Origin of the sequence: Castellaniella sp., from assembly GCF_034674885.1 — a bacterium.
Classification (GTDB): Bacteria; Pseudomonadota; Gammaproteobacteria; order Burkholderiales; family Burkholderiaceae_B; genus Castellaniella.
In genome coordinates, this window is record NZ_JAUCDS010000012.1 from 1 (window position 1) to 16,567 (window position 16,567).

Sequence of the window (16,567 nt, forward strand, 5' to 3'; positions counted from 1 at the left end):
GCGTCGATGCCGTCACACAGCGCATGCAGCAGCAGGATATGGACTTCCTGGATGCGCATGGTGCGATCATGCGGGACGCACAGATGGATGTCGGTCTCGTAGAGCAGGGTGTTGATCTGGCCGCCGCCCTTGCCGGACAGGGCGATGACCTGCATTTCGCGTTCGTGGGCGGCCTCGATGGCCTTCAGGACATTGGGCGAGTTGCCGCTGGTGGAAATGGCCACCAGCACGTCGCCGGGCTGGCCCAGGGCGTTGACCTGGCGTTCGAAGACGGATGCGAAACTGTAGTCGTTGCCCACCGCCGTCATGATCGATGTGTCGGTGTTCAGGGCGATGCCGGCCAGAGGCAGGCGGTCGCGTTCGAAGCGGCCCACCAGCTCGGCCACGAAGTGCTGGGCGTCCGCAGCCGAGCCGCCGTTGCCGCAGGCCAGGATGCGGGCGTTGTTGGTCAGGGCGCCAAAGAGCAGATCCACCCCCGCCGCCAGGGCAGGGGCCAGTTCGCGGGCGCTGGCCTTGAAGGTGTCGACGGCATCGTCGAAATGCGACGTCATGCGGGAAGTCATGTCCATGCGCCTGATTATCGCATGACCTCGCCCCGCGGGTGCTCATGAACGTAACCGTTTTCATGCGCGAAAGGCGTCCCGGATCCATTCGATCCGGGTGCCTTCGATGCTGATCACGTCGAAGCGGCAGGGCGGCGGCCGATCCTCGAAGTGAGCGCGGCTCAGCAAGGGCAGGAAGTACCGTGCCGCGCGGATCAGGCGGGCCTGCTTGACCCGGTTTACACTGGCGGCGGCACCGCCGTAGCGCTGGCTGCTGCGTTCGCGCACCTCGATGAAGATCAGGATGGGGCCCTCCCGGGCGACGAGATCGATTTCTCCAGCCTTGCAGCGCAGATTGCGGGCCAGAATCGGCACGCCCAGGGCGTCCAGGTGCCGGGCCGTCCTGGATTCGGCTGCGCGCCCCTGCTGCTGCGTCGGCGAACCCGTCGGGGCGGGCGGTTCGGTCGGCTCGATTTGCCGCGTCAGCCGGCGGGCGGCTGCGCGCAGCGCCCGTTGACGACGCTTGCGAGCCAGCCCCTGGGCTGTTTGCGCCAGGGCATAGGGGTCGGTGGGCATGGGGCGAAATCATTCCGGGAATGAGGAATTCAGTATGACGGACACAGACGGTCTGGATGAAGGGGCGGTGACGTGGAAACGTCACGCCCAGCTGGTGGCGCAACAGAACTGGCCGGCTGCCAGCCTGTACGTGGTGGCCACGCCGATCGGCAATCTGGGTGATTTCAGCCTGCGGGCCTGGGAGGCCCTGCGCCGCTGCGATGCCATTGCAGCGGAAGACACGCGCACCAGCCGGACCTTGCTGGATGCCTGGGGTATCTCCACTCCCTTGCTGGCCGCCCACCGGCACAACGAACAGCAGGTGGCCGAGACCATCGTGCAGCGCCTGTCCGAGGGCCAGCGCATCGCCCTGGTGTCCGACGCCGGGGCACCGGCCGTCAGCGACCCGGGGGCCCGGATCGTGCGCCAGGTGCAGGCGGCGGGCTATCGGGTGGTGCCCTTGCCGGGCCCCAGCGCCGTGATTGCCGCCTTGATGGCCAGCGGCGCCACGCGCGACGACGAACCCGGGTTCGCCTTTGCCGGCTTTCTGCCATCCAAGGCCCAGGCGCGCCGCAAGTGGCTGGCGCGCTGGCTGGACTGGCCCGTGCCGGTGGTGATGTTCGAAACCCCGCATCGTTTGCAGGCGGCGCTGGCCGACTTGCAGGAACTGGCGGGCGGGCAGCGCGTGCTGACGGTGGCGCGCGAGCTGAGCAAGCGCTTCGAGGAAATCAGCACCCAGCCCCTGGAACATGTACTGGACTGGCTGGCGCAGGACGCCCATCGCGGCCAGGGGGAGTTCGTGCTGGTGCTGCACGCCCCCGAGCAGGTCGCCGCCACGGAGGAAGGCCTGTCGGCAGACCAGGAACGGCTAATGAATGTGCTGCTGGCGGAACTGTCGGTGCGCGATGCGGCCCGTATCGCGGCGGCGGCCACCGGGGTGCCGCGTGATCGCCTATATGCCTGGGCCTTGCGTCAAAGCCCCTGATCCAGGGCAACGACGGGGTTCAACCCGGCCGATGCCGACAGGGTGCTGGCGGTGTGGTGGGCCTGGTCCCTGGACGGGAACGGCCCCATGCGGACTTTATAGAGCGGTGGCTGATAGCTGACGGACGCCTGGCCCAGCGCCTGGTCCATTTGTGCGTTGACGCGCTGGGCCAGGGCCTGGGCGTTGTCTTCTGACGAAAAGGCGCCGAACTGCAGATAGATGCCGCCTGCGGCCGGGGATGCGGCCGGGGATGCGGCGGCTGGGGCGGCGGACGTGGGCGTCGGCAGTGGGCGCGAAGGCGGCGGCGCGCTGACTGGGCGGGCCTGCGGCTGGGCCGGTTCGGCGACAGGGCTGGCCGAGGCCATCAGAGGCGCGCCGGGATAGCGTCCTGCGCGGATGTCGGCATTGGTGATGGCCTGGACCGTCACGCGTCCGCTGCCTGGCCCGATCAGCCCCAGTTTGGCGGCGGCGACATAGGATAGATCGATGATGCGCCCTGAATGAAAGGGGCCCCGGTCATTGATGCGCACGATGACCGACCGCCCGTTGACGCTGCTGGTGACCCGGGCGTAGCTGGGGATCGGCAGGGTCGGATGGGCGGCCGTCATGGCATACATGTCGTAAGTTTCGCCGTTGGCGGTTTTTTCCCCGTGGAATTTGCGGCCATACCATGAGGCGACGCCTTCCTGGCGGTAGGACTGGTTTTCCCCGATGGGGATGTAGCGCACGCCGAAGACCTCGTAGGGCCGGAAGTTGGCCGGCGCATGGCGTTCGATGCGCGGTACGGCATCCGGAATCGAGGCGATGTCGGCCGGGATGCCGCTGCCCGGGCCGTCGTCCTTGTAGTAGCCGCCTGATCGCGAGGCGCAGCCCGCCAGCACCGCCATCATCGCGCACAGGCCGCCCACCAGCAGAGCCCGCAGGACGGAGGGTCGGCGGTCCATGGCGATGGGGGTGGGCAGGGTGTGCATCATGGGATTGGGGTATGCAGCATGGGGTTGCGGTGGCGGACCAGCAGGGGCGAGTGATCGGCAAAGCGTCGGGCCAGTTGTTCGGTGACGTAGACCGAACGGTGCTGTCCGCCCGTGCAGCCGACGGCGACGGTCAGGTAGTTGCGCGTGTCCTGCATGTACAGCGGCAGCCATTTTCGGATGAAGGCCGAGATGTCCTCGATCATGGCGTCGACGCTGCCGAACTGGGCCAGCCAGGCAGCCACTGGGGCATCACGCCCCGTCAGGGGACGCAGCAGGGGGTCGTAGTGGGGGTTGGGCAGGCAGCGCACATCGAAGACCAGATCGGCGTCGTGCGGTACACCGCGTTTGTAGGCGAAGGATTCGAAGGTCAGGATGACCGAGGCCCGGTCCACCTGGACCAGATCGCGCACCCAGCTGCGCAGCTGGCCGGGAGTCAGGTCCGACGTGTCGATGACGTGTTCCTGGTGACGCAATGGCGCCAGCAGGTCCCGTTCGCGGCTGATGCATTCCTGCAGCGAGGCGTCCAGGCCTTCCTGGCGCAACCGGTCGGTCAGCGGGTGACGGCGCCGGGATTCGGAATACCGCTGCATCAGGGTGTGGTCGTCGGCGTCCAGGAAAATCACGTGCAGGGCCATGCCCATGGCCCGCAGGCTGGTCAGGATGCCGGGCAGTTCGTCCAGATCGCCCGGGGTGCGCACGTCGATGGATACGGCCACCCGTTCCAGGCCGCTGTCCTGCGTGCTGGCGATGAACTCGTGCAGGAAACGGACGGGCAGGTTGTCGATGCAGGTGTAGCCGGTGTCTTCCAGCATGCGCAGGGCCACGGATTTGCCCGACCCGGAGATCCCGGTGATGAGAACGATGTTCAGCATCGGGTGCCTCGGCAGCCTGGCTGCGCCAGGTCGTGGAACAAGGGAGCAGGGATCACGGGCGTTTCTCTCGGGTGCTTTCCATGATGGCCAGGGCCTGGCGTTCGATGAATTCGCCCATGGTGTCGATGCCGCGCAGACTCAGGATGGTGTTGCGCACGGCCGCCTCGACCAGCACGGCCAGGTTGCGGCCTGCCGCCACCTGCAGCATGACGCGGCGGATGGGAATGCCCAGGATGTCCTGGAATTCATCCTGCATGGGCAGCCGTTCGAAATTGTCGGGCGTCATGCGCACCAGATGCACGATGAGCTTGATCTTCATCTTGCGGCGCACGGAGGTCTCGCCGAAGATCGTGCGGATGTCCAGCAGGCCCAGCCCCCGGACCTCGAGCAGGTTCTGCAGCAGCGAGGGGCATTGGCCTTCGACGAAATTGGGGGCGGTGCGCGACAGTTCGACGGCGTCATCGGCCACCAGGCCATGGCCACGCGAAATCAGTTCCAGGGCCAGTTCGCTTTTCCCCAGGCCGGATTCGCCGGTGATCAGCACCCCCAGGCCCAGCACGTCCATGAAGACGCCGTGCACCGTGGTCTTGGGCGCCATGCGCTTGCCCAGGTAGATGCGCAGCAGGTCGATCAGGTGGGCCGCGTCGACAGGGGTTCCCACCAGGGGAATGGCCTGTTCCTGGCAGAAGGCTTGCAGGTCCTCGGGCGGCTCGGTGCCGCCGGCCAGGACAATAGCCGGGACTCCGCCTGCAACCAGGTCTTCCAGGTGATGCCTGCGGCGTTTGGGATCCAGGCGCTTGTAGTAGGAGATTTCCTCTGCGCCGAAGACCTGGATGCGGCTGGGGTGGATCAGGTTCAGGTGGCCGACCAGATCGGCTGCGGCTTCGCGAGTGTCCGGGATGGGGCGGTCGGCGGCGGCATCCTGCCCCGCCAGCCAGGTGAAGCTGACCTTGTCGGCATTGTCACGAATCAGCTCTTGGATGGTCAGCATGGTCAGTGGGCGGCGTCTGGGTGCCGCTCAGGATGAGTTGGTGGATCTGTTGCGGGTCCGTGGACTGGGCCAGCGTCTGGCGCACCTGTGCGTCGGAGAGCAGGCGGGCAATGGCCGCTAGCAGATCCAGATGAGTCTGGGTGGCGGCTTCGGGCATCAGCAGGAAGAACAACAGCCGCGCGGTGCGCCCGTCGTTGGCGTCGAAGCGGATGGGGCTGGCCAGCCGGATGAAGGCCGCGTGCGGTTCGCGCAGGTCTTTCAGACGCCCGTGCGGGATGGCCACATCGTGCCCCAGGGCGGTCGAGCCCAGGCGTTCGCGCGCCAGCAGACTGTGGAAGACCGACATGCGGGCCACTCCCTGGTGGTTTTCAAACAGCAGGCCGGCGTGCTCGAAGGCGCGTTTCTTGCTGGTGGCAGCCAGATCCAGGACGATATTGCCAGGTGGCAGGATGCGGGAACTGAGGTTCATGGCGACATTATAGGTGTCAGACGTCCCCCAGACACCAGCATGGCCCCGGAGCAGCGCTGCGAGGCCATGGAGTCAGTGGCGGCCGGATTTGGCCAGCCGGTCAGGATGCTTATTCAGCGTGGATTTCCTGACGTTTCGGGGGTTCATGTGCGTAGGTTTGAGCCTTGGATTTGTATTTGATCACCTGGCGGTCGACTTTGTCGACCAGCAGGTCGATGGCCGCGTACAGATTGTCATCCGAGGCTTCGCAATGCAGGTCCTTGCCGCGCAAGCGCATGGTGATTTCAGCCGTGTGCTTGAGAGGTTCGATGGAGAGCATGACCTGGGTATCGATGACCTGATCGAAGTGCCGTAGAACGCGCGCTGTCTTGGTGTGGACGTATTCGCGGATGGCGGGGGTGATTTCCAGATGGCGACCGGTGATTGACAGGCTCATAGTGCAGGCTCCTTGCGGAAAAATACAGTGACGGTTCGGTGAGGAACCGGGGATGTGGGGGGTGGTCTCCTTTGCTGACAGGTTGATGACAGGTCCAGTGTACTGGTTGCCAAAAAGACAGCAAGTGGGTTGAAAAGGGGTAAGATAGCTGGATTGGCTGCTGGGCAATGTCCGGCAACCGCACAGAAAAATCGCCCCTGCATGCAGGGGCGATTTTTTTCGGCGCGGCGTAGGGGATGAGCCCGGACACAGGGCAGTTCTGAGGACTGATCTGTGCCAGGCGAATCCGAGCCCCGCAAGCAGCCGAAGGCTACGCAGCGTGGGGGCCCTTTGGCGCGCCGGGCCGCCCCAAGCGCCAAAGCGCCCCCTTGGGGGGCAGCAAGCAGCTGAAGGCTGCGCAGCGTGGGGGCCCTGATCCTCACATCCGGAAGTTCTTGCCCAGGTACACCTGGCGCACGGCTTCGTTGTCGACGATCTCGTTGGGATGTCCGCTGGTCAGCACCCGGCCTTCGCTGATGATGTAGGCGCGGTCGCAGATGCCCAGCGTTTCACGTACGTTGTGGTCGGTGATCAGGACGCCGATGTTGCGCCCGCGCAGGAACTGCACGATCCGCTGGATCTCGATGACGGCGATCGGGTCGACGCCGGCAAAGGGTTCGTCCAGCAGAATGAATCGAGGGTGCGTGGCCAGTGCACGGGCGATTTCCACCCGGCGGCGTTCCCCGCCCGACAACGACAGCGCCATGTTGCGGCGGATGTGTTCGATCTGCAGTTCGTCGATCAGGGCTTCCAGGCGTTCCTCGAGTTCGTGGGACGACAGGGCGTGGCCTTGTGGATCGCGCTGCAGCTCGAGGACGGCGCGAATGTTCTGTTCCACGGTCAGGCGCCGGAAAACGGAGGCGTCCTGGGGCAGATAGGACAGCCCCAGCCGGGCGCGACGATGCATGGGCACGCCCGTCACGTCGTGGTGGTCGATGGTGATGCGGCCCGTGTCGGCGGGAATCAGACCGACGATCATGTAGAAGCTGGTGGTCTTTCCGGCGCCGTTGGGCCCCAGCAAGCCGACGACCTCGCCGCTGTCGACGGACAGGGATACGTCCTGGACCACCGCGCGCCGACCAAAGGTCTTGCCCAGGCCGACGGCCTGGAGGCAGCCGCTATCGCGCGCGGGCTCGGAGGGAAAAGATACGGTGGCAGACATAGGGGTTCAGGCGATTACGAGCGTCCTGCGCGGCATTTGGCCACAGCCTGGTCGATGCGGGATTGCGGTTGCGCCAGGGATCGGACGCGTCCGCCTGCCGCAGCGGAATTCTGGCCGCCGAAGGCCTCGTAGGTGCCGGTCTTGTCGTGATAGATGATCTTGGCGCCGCGCACGCTGTCGAACGTCTGGCCGCAGACCTGGCGCGTCACGGTGGCTTGGCCGGTCAGGGTGATGTCGCCGGCTTGCCCGGCGTAGTCCGCCTGCTGGCCGGTGGCAATCAGGGTTTCGAATTTTTCCGGGTTTTCCTGGCGGATGGTGACGGTGCCGCCTTTGTCGGCCGTGGCGGTGCCGAACTGGTTGCCCTGGGCGTCTTCGTGAGTGACGAGCTTGTCGGCCCGCAGGGTCATGGCGCCCCGGGTCAGGACCACGTTGCCGGTGAATGTGCTGGTCTTGTTGACGTCATCGTAGTGCAGCGTGTCCGACAGGATGATGGTGTCGGGCTCTGCTGCTTTTCCCTGGGGGGAAGCAGCCTGGGCAGACAGCGCGAGGAGGCAGGTCGCCGACGCGGCGAACAGGGCTGTAGGCAGAGTTTTCATGGTTGTTGGGCCTTTTTGGGTCCGGCATTGCGAGCCGCCTGATCTTCGCCGGAAATCTTGACGTCGCTGGCGGCCTTGACCGTCAGCTGGCGGGTGCGGTTATCGTAGCGCATCCCCTGGCCGCGCATCGTGGAATGGCCATTGATGACCAGCGCCGGATGGTCGGTATAGACCAGGTCCTGGTCGGGCTCGATGGTCAGCTGGTCGCTGCGCACGTCCAGCAACTGGTGATTGGCGTCAGGCAGCCGTCTCAGGTGCGCGTCGCCATTCAGGACGATGCGTTCGCCGTGCTGGTCCAGGGTGCCCATTTTCGCCGTGCCGACGGTGATGGGGGAATTGGGCTGATGGCCGACTGCGCGGGGTGCCGTGATGTCGTAGCTGTCGGTGTCGGGAAAGTGTTCCATCGCGCTGCCTTCCAGCCGGTTGATGGCATTGCCCTGGGGGTCGGTGCGCACCATGACGAAGGCGTTGGCCCAGGAGTCGCGCTCGTGGGTCATGCGTCGGGGCGGATCGATCTGGATCGAATTCAGGGCGTAGTCGGATGCCCACCAGGTGCCCAGCACCAGCAGGCCCAGCAGCAGGATGGCAACCAGACTGGGTAGCCGCTCTTTCATTGGATGGCGCCGCCCAGCGTGGACAGGGATGCGGTAAAGCAGGCGCCCAGGCGCCCCTGGGCCGCCAGGATCAGGTCGCAGCATTCGCGCACGGCGCCTCGGCCGCCGGACAGGCCGGTGACCCAGTGGGCCGTCTGGCCGACGTAGAAGGGCGCGTTGGGGACGCTGACTGCAAAGCCCACGCGCTGCAGCACGGGCAGGTCGATGATGTCGTCGCCCATGTAACCTACGGCGTCCAGCCCCAGCCCCGCGTCGCGGGCCAGGTCTTCGACCGTGGTGATCTTGTCGTGGATACCCTGCAGCGCGGGCGAGATGCCCAGTTCGGCGGCGCGGCGGGCGGTGATGGCGCTTTTGCGGCCGCTGACCCAGGCGACACGGATGCCCTGTTCGCGCAGCAGGCGCAGCCCGTGGCCGTCCAGGGCGTTGAAGGGTTTCACGGCCTCGCCATGTTCGCCGTACCAGAGGCTGCCGTCCGTCAGGATGCCGTCCACGTCGAAGATCATCATGCGCACGGCGCTGGCGCGGCTGCGGATGTCGGTCGTCACGCGAGCCAGGATCTGGGCTTCGGTGGGATGGGAGAAACCGGGCAGTTCGTTCATCAGATTACCTTTGCGGCCAGGAGGTCGTGCATGTGCAAGGCACCCAATAATAGCCCGTCGGCGTCCAGCACCAGCATCTGATTGAGCTTGTGGGCGTCCATGATGGTCGCGGCCTCGATGGCCGGGGCTTTGGCGGCGATGGTCCGGGGGTGGTGGGTCATGCCGGCCGACACGGGCAGCGCCCGGATGTCGCCATGCTGGGCGATCATGCGGCGCAGGTCGCCGTCCGTGAAGATGCCCACGGGGCGGTCCTGGTCCAGCACGATGGTCATGCCCATGCCCTTGGAGGACATTTCCGTCAGGGCGTCGGGGATCAGGGTGTCCGGGGCCACGCGCGGCAGGGCGGCACCGCTGCGCATGACGTCGGCCACGGAGGTCAGCAGGCGGCGGCCCAGCGCCCCGCCCGGGTGGGAGCGGGCGAAATCATCGCGGTTGAAGCCCCTGGCCTCGAGGCAGGCGACGGCAATGGCGTCGCCCAGCACCAGCGCGGCCGTGGTGCTGGCCGTCGGCGCCAGGTTCAGCGGGCAGGCTTCGTGATCGACCGCTGCATCCAGCGTCAGGTCGGCGCTGCGCGCCAGTTCGGAATCATCGTGTCCCGTCATGGCAATGATGCGCGTGCCCATGCGTTTGGCCACGGAGATGATGGTGATCAGTTCCTGTGCCGATCCGGAATAGGAGATCGCCAGCAGGATGTCCTGGCCGGTCAGCATGCCCAGATCGCCGTGGATGGCCTCGGCGGCGTGCATGAAGAATGCCGGCGTGCCGGTCGAGGCCAGCGTGGCGGCGATCTTGCGGGCGACGTGGCCGGATTTGCCGATGCCCGTGACGACCACGCGCCCCGGGCAATCCAGGATCAGACGCACCGCCTGTTCGAATCGGCCGTCGAGGCGCCCCCGCAGTGCTTGCAGGGCCTGGATTTCGATATCGAAGGTGCGAGCCGCGCTTTGACGCAGGGCATCCGGGGTGATCTGGGGTTGGGTGTGCATCCGTCGATTTTACTGTGAAAGGAGGACCTTTCCCGGCTACCTTTGCGGGTGGCGGCTTGTTAAACTGTCGCCGCCTCGCTTTCTATCAGGATGATGCCATGCAAACCGATCCGGCCCAGTACATCCGCGACACGATTCGCACCGTGCCCGACTGGCCAAAACCGGGTGTCCAGTTTCGTGACATCACGCCCGTGCTGCAGGATCCGCGCTCGTTCCGGGTGCTGATCGACCTGTTCGTCTATCGTTACATGCGTCAGCGCCTGGACCTGGTCGCGGGCGTCGATGCGCGCGGCTTCATCGTCGGGTCGGTGCTGGCCTATGAATTGAACCTGGGCTTCGTGCCCGTGCGAAAACAGGGCAAGCTGCCCTACCGCACGGTGGCGGAACAATATGCGCTGGAATACGGCAACGCCACGGTGGAAATGCACACGGATTCCGTGCGCCCCGGCCAGCGTGTCCTGCTGATCGACGACCTGATCGCTACCGGCGGTACCATGCTGGCCGCCTCGCGCCTGTTGCAGCGTCTGGGCGCCAACGTCGCGGAAGCCGCCGCCATCATCGATCTGCCCGACCTGGGCGGTTCCCAGGCCGTGCGCGATTCGGGCCTGCCTGTCTACACCGTCTGCGAATTCGAGACAGGATTGGCCCGGACATAGGATCGTCCCCTGCGGACGATCCTATGCCTGGCGAATCCGAGCGGCGTGCAAGCCGCGAGGTAGGGCCTGATCCTGAGCCTTCAGACCAGCACCCGCTCGATCCCGCCGGAATTGGCCGCCTTTACATAGTCCGGCATCCAGCTTTCCCCCAGCAGGTGCTTGGCCATTTCCACCACGATGTAGTCAGCCGACAGCCCCGTGTCCTGCTCGTAGCGGGCCAGCCCCTGCAGGCAGGACGGACAGGACGTCACCATCTTGACTTCGCCCTGGAAGCCATCGGCGCGGATCTGGGCCGTGTTCTTCGCCAGTTCTTCCTGTTTGCGGAAACGGATCTGCGTCGAAATGTCGGGCCGTGACACTGCCAGCGTGCCCGATTCGCCGCAGCAGCGGTCGGTCTTGATCGCGTTGGATTCGCCCAGCAGGGACTTCACCGTCTTCATCGGGTCCTGCTGCTTCATCGGCGTATGGCAGGGGTCGTGATAGATGTAGCGCACCCCCTGCACTCCGGCGATATCCACACCCTTTTCCAGCAGGTATTCGTGGATGTCGATCAGCCGGCAACCGGGGAAGATCTTGTCGAATTCATAGCTCTCCAGCTGGTCGTAGCAGGTGCCGCAGCTGACGACCACCGTCTTGATGTCCAGGTAGTTCAGCGTCGTCGCCATGCGGTGGAACAGCACCCGGTTGTCCGTCACCATCTGTTCGGCCTTGTCGGCCAGACCGTTGCCGCGCTGCGGATAGCCGCAGCACAGGTAGCCCGGCGGCAGCACGGTTTGCACCCCGACGTGCCACAGCATGGCCTGGGTTGCCAGGCCGACCTGGGAGAACAGGCGTTCCGACCCGCAGCCCGGGAAATAGAACACGGCTTCTGTATCGGGGGCGGTGGTCGCCGGATTGCGAATGATGGGGACGATATTCGGATCTTCGATGTCCAGCAGCTTGCGGGCGGTTTGCTTGGGCAGGCCGCCGGGCATTTTCTTGTTGATGAAGTGGATCACCTGTTCCCGGATGGGGGCCTTGCCCACCGTGGCAGGCGGGTGCGCTACTTGTTTCTTGGCGGCCGGGGCCAGCAGGTCGTGGGCCAGGCGCTGGGCCTTGTAGCCCATGCCGATCATGGCCGTGCGGGTGGCCTTGATCACGCGCGGGTCCTTGGCATTCAGGAAGAACATCGATGCCGCCGTGCCGGGATTGAAGGATTTCTTGCCCATGCTCCGCAACAGGGCCCGCATGTCCATGGACACGTTGCCGAAGTCGATATCCACCGGGCAGGGGTTGTAGCACTTGTGGCACAGCGTGCAGTGGTCGCCCACGTCCTCGAACTCTTCCCAGTGGCGGATGCTGACCCCGCGTCGGGTCTGTTCCTCGTACAGGAAGGCCTCGATCAGCAGGGACGTCGCCAGGATCTTGTTGCGCGGCGAATACAGCAGGTTGGCGCGCGGCACGTGCGTGGCGCACACGGGCTTGCACTTGCCGCAGCGCAGGCAGTCCTTGATGGCGTTTGAGATGGCGCCGATTTCGCTGCGCTGCATGATCAGCGATTCGTAGCCCAGCAGGTTGAAGCTGGGTGTCCAGGCGCGGGACAGGTCGGCGCCGGGCATCAGTTTGCCCGCGTTGAAGTGCCCGTGCGGGTCGATGCGCCGCTTGTAGTCCTGGAAGGGGGCCAGTTCGGCCTCGGTCAGAAACTCGAATTTCGTCAGGCCAATGCCGTGTTCGCCGGAAATCACGCCGTCCAGGCTGCGGGCGATGTCCATGATGCGGGCCACGGTCTGGTTGGCCTCTCGCAGCATCTCGTAGTCGTCCGAGTTGACCGGGATGTTGGTGTGCACGTTGCCATCGCCCGCGTGCATGTGCAGGGCCACGAAGACCCGGCTTTTCAGGACGCGGTCATGCGTGGCCTGCAGGCCTGCCAGCACGGCGGCGCATTCTGCCCCGGCGAAATGGCGTTCCATGGCGCCCCGGATATCGGTCTTCCAGGAAATCCGCAAGGTGTGGTCCTGGATGATGTCCACGACCTGGCTGTCGGGCTGAGCGGCCAGGCGGTCCCGCAGAGTGGGCAGCAGGGCTTCCAGGCCCAGAGAGGCCAGGGTGTCCAGGTGGTCGGCCAGCGGCGCGTTCAGGTGATTCAGCAGCCAGGTCCAGCGCTGCCGCACGGCGGCCAGCGTGTCCAGGGCGTCGTGGCGGCGGGTGGACAGGATGAATTCCCGGTTGTGCTCGGCATCGTCCGGGTCTTCGGCCTTGCCGACGGGCAGGTCTCCCTGCAGGTAGCTTTCCAGGGCGTCGATCAGGCGCAGTTTGTTGCGCGTGGACAGTTCGATGTTGATGCGTTCGATGGCATCCGTGTATTCGCCCATGCGCGGCAGCGGGATCACCACGTCTTCGTTGATCTTGAAGGCGTTGGTGTGGCGGGAGATCGCGGCGGTGCGGGCGCGGTCCAGCCAGAATTTCTTGCGGGCTTCCGGGCTGACGGCAATGAAGCCTTCGCCGTGGCGCGAATTGGCGATGCGCACGACCTCGCTGGCTGCCAGCGCCACGGCGTGTTCGTCGTCGCCGACGATGTCGCCGATCAGAACCATTTTTGGCAGGGTGCCGCGCTTGCTCTTGGTGGCGTAGCCCACGGCCCGCAGATAGCGTTCGTCCAGATGTTCCAGACCGGCCAGGATGGCGCCGGCGGCCCGGCCGTCGGTGTCCAGGTAGTGTTTGACCTCGACGATGGAGGGCACGGCATGGCGGGCCTGCCCGAAGAATTCCATGCAGACTGTGCGCGTGTGGGTGGGCATGCGGTGCAGGATCCAGCGCGCGGCCGTGATCAGCCCATCGCAGCCTTCCTTTTGTACGCCCGGCAGCCCGGCCAGGAATTTGTCGGTGACGTCCTTGCCCAGGCCGGCCTTGCGGAAACGGCGGCCTTCGATGGCCAGGAGTTCGGTTTTCAGCAGTTTTTTGCCGGGCGCCTGGCTGCCGTCGAACCATTTCAGTTCGAAGCGGGCGTGCTCGACGTCGTGGATCTTGCCCAGATTGTGGTCCAGGCGGGTGACTTCCAGCCAGTCGCCCTGGGGGTCGACCATGCGCCACCAGGCCAGGTTGTCCAGCGCCGTGCCCCACAGCACGGCTTTCTTGCCGCCCGCGTTCATGGACACGTTGCCGCCCACACAGGATGCGTCTGCGGATGTCGGGTCAACCGCGAAGACTCGTCCAGCGGCTTCGGCGGCTTCGGCCACGCGGCGCGTGACGACTCCGGCGCCTGTCAGGATGGTGTGCACGGGTCGATCCACGCCGGGCAGGGCGATGGCCTCGACGGCGCCGATGGCGTCCAGTTTTTCGGTGTTGATCACCGCCGAGCGCCAGGTCAGAGGGATCGCGCCTCCCGTGTAGCCGGTGCCGCCGCCGCGCGGCACGATGGTCAGGCCCAGGCGGATGCAGGCCCGCACCAGAGCGGCGATCTCGTCTTCGGTGTCGGGCATCAGCACGACAAAGGGGTATTCCACCCGCCAGTCGGTGGCGTCGGTGACGTGAGACACCCGCGACAGGCCGTCGAAGCGGATGTTGTCGCGCTTGGTCAGGCGAGACAGCTGCTTCAGGGCGTCGTGACGCAGCGTCTCGACTGCGACGAAGCCTTCCTCGAACGCAGCGACCGCGCTGCGGGCTGCCGCCAGCAGTTGCTGGACCTGGGCATCGCGCGTCCCGTGGTCGTCGTCGCGGCGGTGGTCGATTTCATTCAGGCGATGATTCAGGGCCTCGACCAGCTGGTGGCGACGCTTTGGATTGTCCAGCAGGTCGTCCTGCAGATAGGGGTTGCGCTGCACGACCCAGATATCCCCCAGCACTTCGAACAGCATGCGCGCCGACCGGCCGGTGCGCCGCTGGCCGCGCAGTTCGGACAGCAGTTGCCAGGCGGATTCCCCCAGCAGCCGGCAGACGATTTCGCGGTCCGACCAGGAGGTGTAGTTGTAGGGAATTTCACGCAGACGGGGCGCCTGGGCGGTTTCGAGCAGTTCGGGATCGACGGGGGCGTTCATGAGAGCATCGCGAAGATAGTGCCCCTATGTCCAGCGGGGGCAATTCCTTAGTGTAAGGGTAAAAGACTGCGGGATCACAGCCAGGCGCGCACCCAGGGCCAGGCGTGCATCAGGGCAGCCGTCATCATGGTGTAGCGCAGGCATTTGCCGATGGCCATGTAGCACACGCTGGGCCAGAAGGGCAGTTTCAGCCAGCCGGCCACGGCGCACAGGGGGTCGCCGACGCCGGGCAGCCAGGACAGCAGCAGGGCGGGCGGGCCGAAGCGGCGAAACCAGGCGGTCGTCAATGCATGCCAGCGGCCGCCTGCGGGGGCCCGGCTGCTGAGCGATGGGAGCGGGTCCGCAGGTTGGGCGGTTGCTGCTGCCGTCGGGAAGGCGTCGGACCTGGCGGGGTCGGCGTGGCGCCAGCGCTGCCAGAGGTTCCCGGCGCCGGCGCCCATCGCGTAGGTGACGATGCCGCCCAGGGTATTGCCCAGGGTGGCGACCCCGACGGCCGGCCAGAACATGTGCGGCGCCATGTGCACGTAGCCGAAGACGGCGGGCTCGGACCCCAGGGGCAGCAGCGTGGCCGACACCAGGCTGATCAGGAAAATGGCCGGCAGCCCGATGCCGGGCAGGGCCAGGGCGGCCAGTAGCGCGTGGATCGAGGACTGCAGCCAGAGTTCCATGATGCCGATGCCATCCGAAACCCCAGAGCATAGGCGAATTCATGCTGCCGCGCTGGGGCGCCCCAACGCAAAGCGCCCTTGCTTGATGGATCGCGGTGTGTCGGGCGGCGCCAGGGATGCTCAGCAGTTCGGCTGGAAGGGGACGGGATCGATGTCGGGTGTGGCTCCGGCCATCAGGCGGCCCAACAGGTGGCTGCTGCCGCAGGCCAGCGTGAAACCCAGGGCGCCGTGGCCGATATTCAGCCACAGATTGCCGGCTGCCCGGCTGCGCCCGATCAGCGGCCGGCCATGCGGGGTGGCGGGCCGGTAGCCGGCCCAGGCCCGCGCTTGCTTGATGTCTGCCCGAGGCAGCAGTTCGCTGGCTTGCTGCTTGACCAGGGCGATGCGGTCGGCCTCGATGCCGTGGTCCGCCACGCCGATGCCCACCATGGCGGCGATGCGCAGGGTGCCGCCCAGATTGGCGTACACCGTCTTGCGTTCGTAATCCGTCACGCTGATGGCGGGTGCCTGATCAGGCGTGCAGGGCAGGCTCAGGCTGTAGCCCTTCAGGGGATACAGAGGGGCGTGGGTACCCAGGGCCGCCAGCAGCGGGCGGCTGCCCATGCCGGCGGCCACCACGTACTGGTCGGCTTCGATGGATTCGCCGGTCGTGGTCAGGAGGCGGCGGATGCGACCGCCGCTGCGTTCCAGCTGCCCGATGGGTGTCTGCATGCGCAGCGTGACATGATCCATGGCCGCCATCTGCTGGAACAGACCCTGGGTAAAGCGGGCGCAATCGCCGGATTCCTCGCTGGGGGTATAGACGGCGCCCGCCAGCCGGGATCGGACGGGCGCCAGGGCCGGTTCCCGCTCGATGAGCTGATCGGCGTCCAGAATTTGCTGGTCTGACCCCATCTGCGCCTGCAAGGCGACCTGGGCGCGGGCCTTTTCCAGCAGGGCGGGGGTGCGATAGACGATCAGCTTGCCGTTGCGGGCGTGTGCGAAGTCGACGGGCGATTCGCGCTGGATATCGTGCAGCACCTGGCGGCTGAGATATGACAGCGACAGCAGTTGCGCGGACGTGGCCGATGCCGTGCGTCCGTTGCAGGCCCGCAGGAACTGCAGGCACCAGCGCCACTGCAGTGGGTCGAGGCGCGGCCGAAACCTGAGCGGCGAGGCCGGGTTGAACAACCAGACGGGCAGGTGCGGCAGCACGCCGGGCTCGGCCAAGGGAGCGACGTAGCTATAGCTGAGCTGCCCGCCGTTGGCGTGACTGGCGCCGCCAGCCGGTTCGGCGGCGGCATCGACCAGAGTCACCCGCCAGCCCTGCCGCGCCAACTGCCAGGCCGTCGTCACGCCAATGACGCCGGCGCCGATCACACATGCATGCATTTTCCAGATCCATCCACAGGGAAAAGGAAATTGTCGACC

Annotated in this window: 17 protein-coding genes; 2 read left to right on the plus strand and 15 right to left on the minus strand. The window is 66.1% G+C overall.

The annotated features are described in order from the left end of the window. Positions 1–569, minus strand: a 569-nt coding sequence (locus VDP74_RS08495; RefSeq protein ID WP_322999195.1) for a phosphoheptose isomerase, incomplete at its 3' end; no start/stop codon positions are given. 54 nt (positions 570–623) lie between these two features. After that, positions 624–1,118, minus strand: a complete 495-nt coding sequence (locus VDP74_RS08500) for a YraN family protein (RefSeq protein ID WP_322999196.1) — start codon at positions 1,116–1,118, stop codon at positions 624–626. Between the two features lie 34 nt (positions 1,119–1,152). Here VDP74_RS08500 and rsmI point away from each other — a divergent pair, with 34 nt between their 5' ends. Next, the gene (rsmI, locus tag VDP74_RS08505) at positions 1,153–2,082 is read left to right on the plus strand and encodes a 16S rRNA (cytidine(1402)-2'-O)-methyltransferase (protein ID WP_322999197.1); all 930 of its coding nucleotides are present in this window, start codon (positions 1,153–1,155) and stop codon (positions 2,080–2,082) included. On the opposite strand, the gene VDP74_RS08510 is transcribed toward rsmI, so the two are convergent. The 10 genes from VDP74_RS08510 to VDP74_RS08555 form a co-directional block, all read right to left on the minus strand. Continuing rightward, on the minus strand, positions 2,070–3,056 hold the full coding sequence (locus VDP74_RS08510; RefSeq protein WP_322999198.1) for a septal ring lytic transglycosylase RlpA family protein: 987 nt from the start codon (positions 3,054–3,056) through the stop codon (positions 2,070–2,072). The genes rsmI and VDP74_RS08510 overlap by 13 nt on opposite strands. Further along, entirely contained in the window at positions 3,053–3,928 is an 876-nt protein-coding gene (gene rapZ / locus VDP74_RS08515; RefSeq protein WP_322999199.1) for an RNase adapter RapZ, read from the minus strand. The genes VDP74_RS08510 and rapZ overlap by 4 nt, the downstream gene beginning before the upstream one ends. 52 nt (positions 3,929–3,980) lie before the next feature. Continuing rightward, positions 3,981–4,919 carry an HPr(Ser) kinase/phosphatase gene (gene hprK, locus VDP74_RS08520; RefSeq protein WP_322999200.1) on the minus strand — a complete coding sequence of 313 codons (939 nt, stop codon included), beginning with the start codon at positions 4,917–4,919 and terminating at the stop codon, positions 3,981–3,983. Beyond that, a complete protein-coding gene (locus VDP74_RS08525; RefSeq protein WP_322999201.1) occupies positions 4,891–5,388 on the minus strand; it encodes a PTS sugar transporter subunit IIA in 498 nt (165 codons plus the stop codon). Before VDP74_RS08525 ends, hprK begins: the two co-directional genes overlap by 29 nt. 109 nt (positions 5,389–5,497) lie before the next feature. Continuing rightward, complete coding sequence (hpf, locus tag VDP74_RS08530; protein ID WP_322999202.1) at positions 5,498–5,824, minus strand: ribosome hibernation-promoting factor, HPF/YfiA family; 327 nt, start codon at positions 5,822–5,824, stop codon at positions 5,498–5,500. A gap of 418 nt (positions 5,825–6,242) precedes the next feature. Then, on the minus strand, positions 6,243–7,025 hold the full coding sequence (gene lptB / locus VDP74_RS08535) for an LPS export ABC transporter ATP-binding protein (RefSeq protein WP_322999203.1): 783 nt from the start codon (positions 7,023–7,025) through the stop codon (positions 6,243–6,245). A gap of 14 nt (positions 7,026–7,039) precedes the next feature. After that, a complete protein-coding gene (gene lptA / locus VDP74_RS08540; RefSeq protein ID WP_322999204.1) occupies positions 7,040–7,621 on the minus strand; it encodes a lipopolysaccharide transport periplasmic protein LptA in 582 nt (193 codons plus the stop codon). After that, on the minus strand, positions 7,618–8,235 hold the full coding sequence (lptC, locus tag VDP74_RS08545; RefSeq protein WP_322999205.1) for an LPS export ABC transporter periplasmic protein LptC: 618 nt from the start codon (positions 8,233–8,235) through the stop codon (positions 7,618–7,620). Before lptC ends, lptA begins: the two co-directional genes overlap by 4 nt. After that, positions 8,232–8,834, minus strand: a complete 603-nt coding sequence (locus VDP74_RS08550) for a KdsC family phosphatase (protein ID WP_322999206.1) — start codon at positions 8,832–8,834, stop codon at positions 8,232–8,234. The genes lptC and VDP74_RS08550 overlap by 4 nt, the downstream gene beginning before the upstream one ends. After that, positions 8,834–9,820, minus strand: a complete 987-nt coding sequence (locus VDP74_RS08555; RefSeq protein WP_322999207.1) for a KpsF/GutQ family sugar-phosphate isomerase — start codon at positions 9,818–9,820, stop codon at positions 8,834–8,836. The genes VDP74_RS08550 and VDP74_RS08555 overlap by 1 nt, the downstream gene beginning before the upstream one ends. A gap of 98 nt (positions 9,821–9,918) precedes the next feature. On the opposite strand from VDP74_RS08555, the gene VDP74_RS08560 reads away from it, so the two are divergent. Next, positions 9,919–10,476 (plus strand): adenine phosphoribosyltransferase, encoded by a 558-nt coding sequence (locus tag VDP74_RS08560; RefSeq protein WP_322999208.1) that lies wholly within the window; start codon positions 9,919–9,921, stop codon positions 10,474–10,476. An 80-nt stretch (positions 10,477–10,556) separates the two neighbouring features. Here VDP74_RS08560 and VDP74_RS08565 read toward each other — a convergent pair whose 3' ends face one another. The 3 genes from VDP74_RS08565 to VDP74_RS08575 form a co-directional block, all read right to left on the minus strand. Next, on the minus strand, positions 10,557–14,489 hold the full coding sequence (locus VDP74_RS08565) for a DUF3683 domain-containing protein (protein ID WP_322999209.1): 3,933 nt from the start codon (positions 14,487–14,489) through the stop codon (positions 10,557–10,559). A 74-nt stretch (positions 14,490–14,563) separates the two neighbouring features. Next, positions 14,564–15,157 (minus strand): YqaA family protein, encoded by a 594-nt coding sequence (locus tag VDP74_RS08570; protein WP_322999210.1) that lies wholly within the window; start codon positions 15,155–15,157, stop codon positions 14,564–14,566. Between the two features lie 120 nt (positions 15,158–15,277). Next, complete coding sequence (locus tag VDP74_RS08575) at positions 15,278–16,528, minus strand: D-amino acid dehydrogenase (protein ID WP_322999211.1); 1,251 nt, start codon at positions 16,526–16,528, stop codon at positions 15,278–15,280. Between the last annotated feature and the right edge of the window lie 39 nt (positions 16,529–16,567).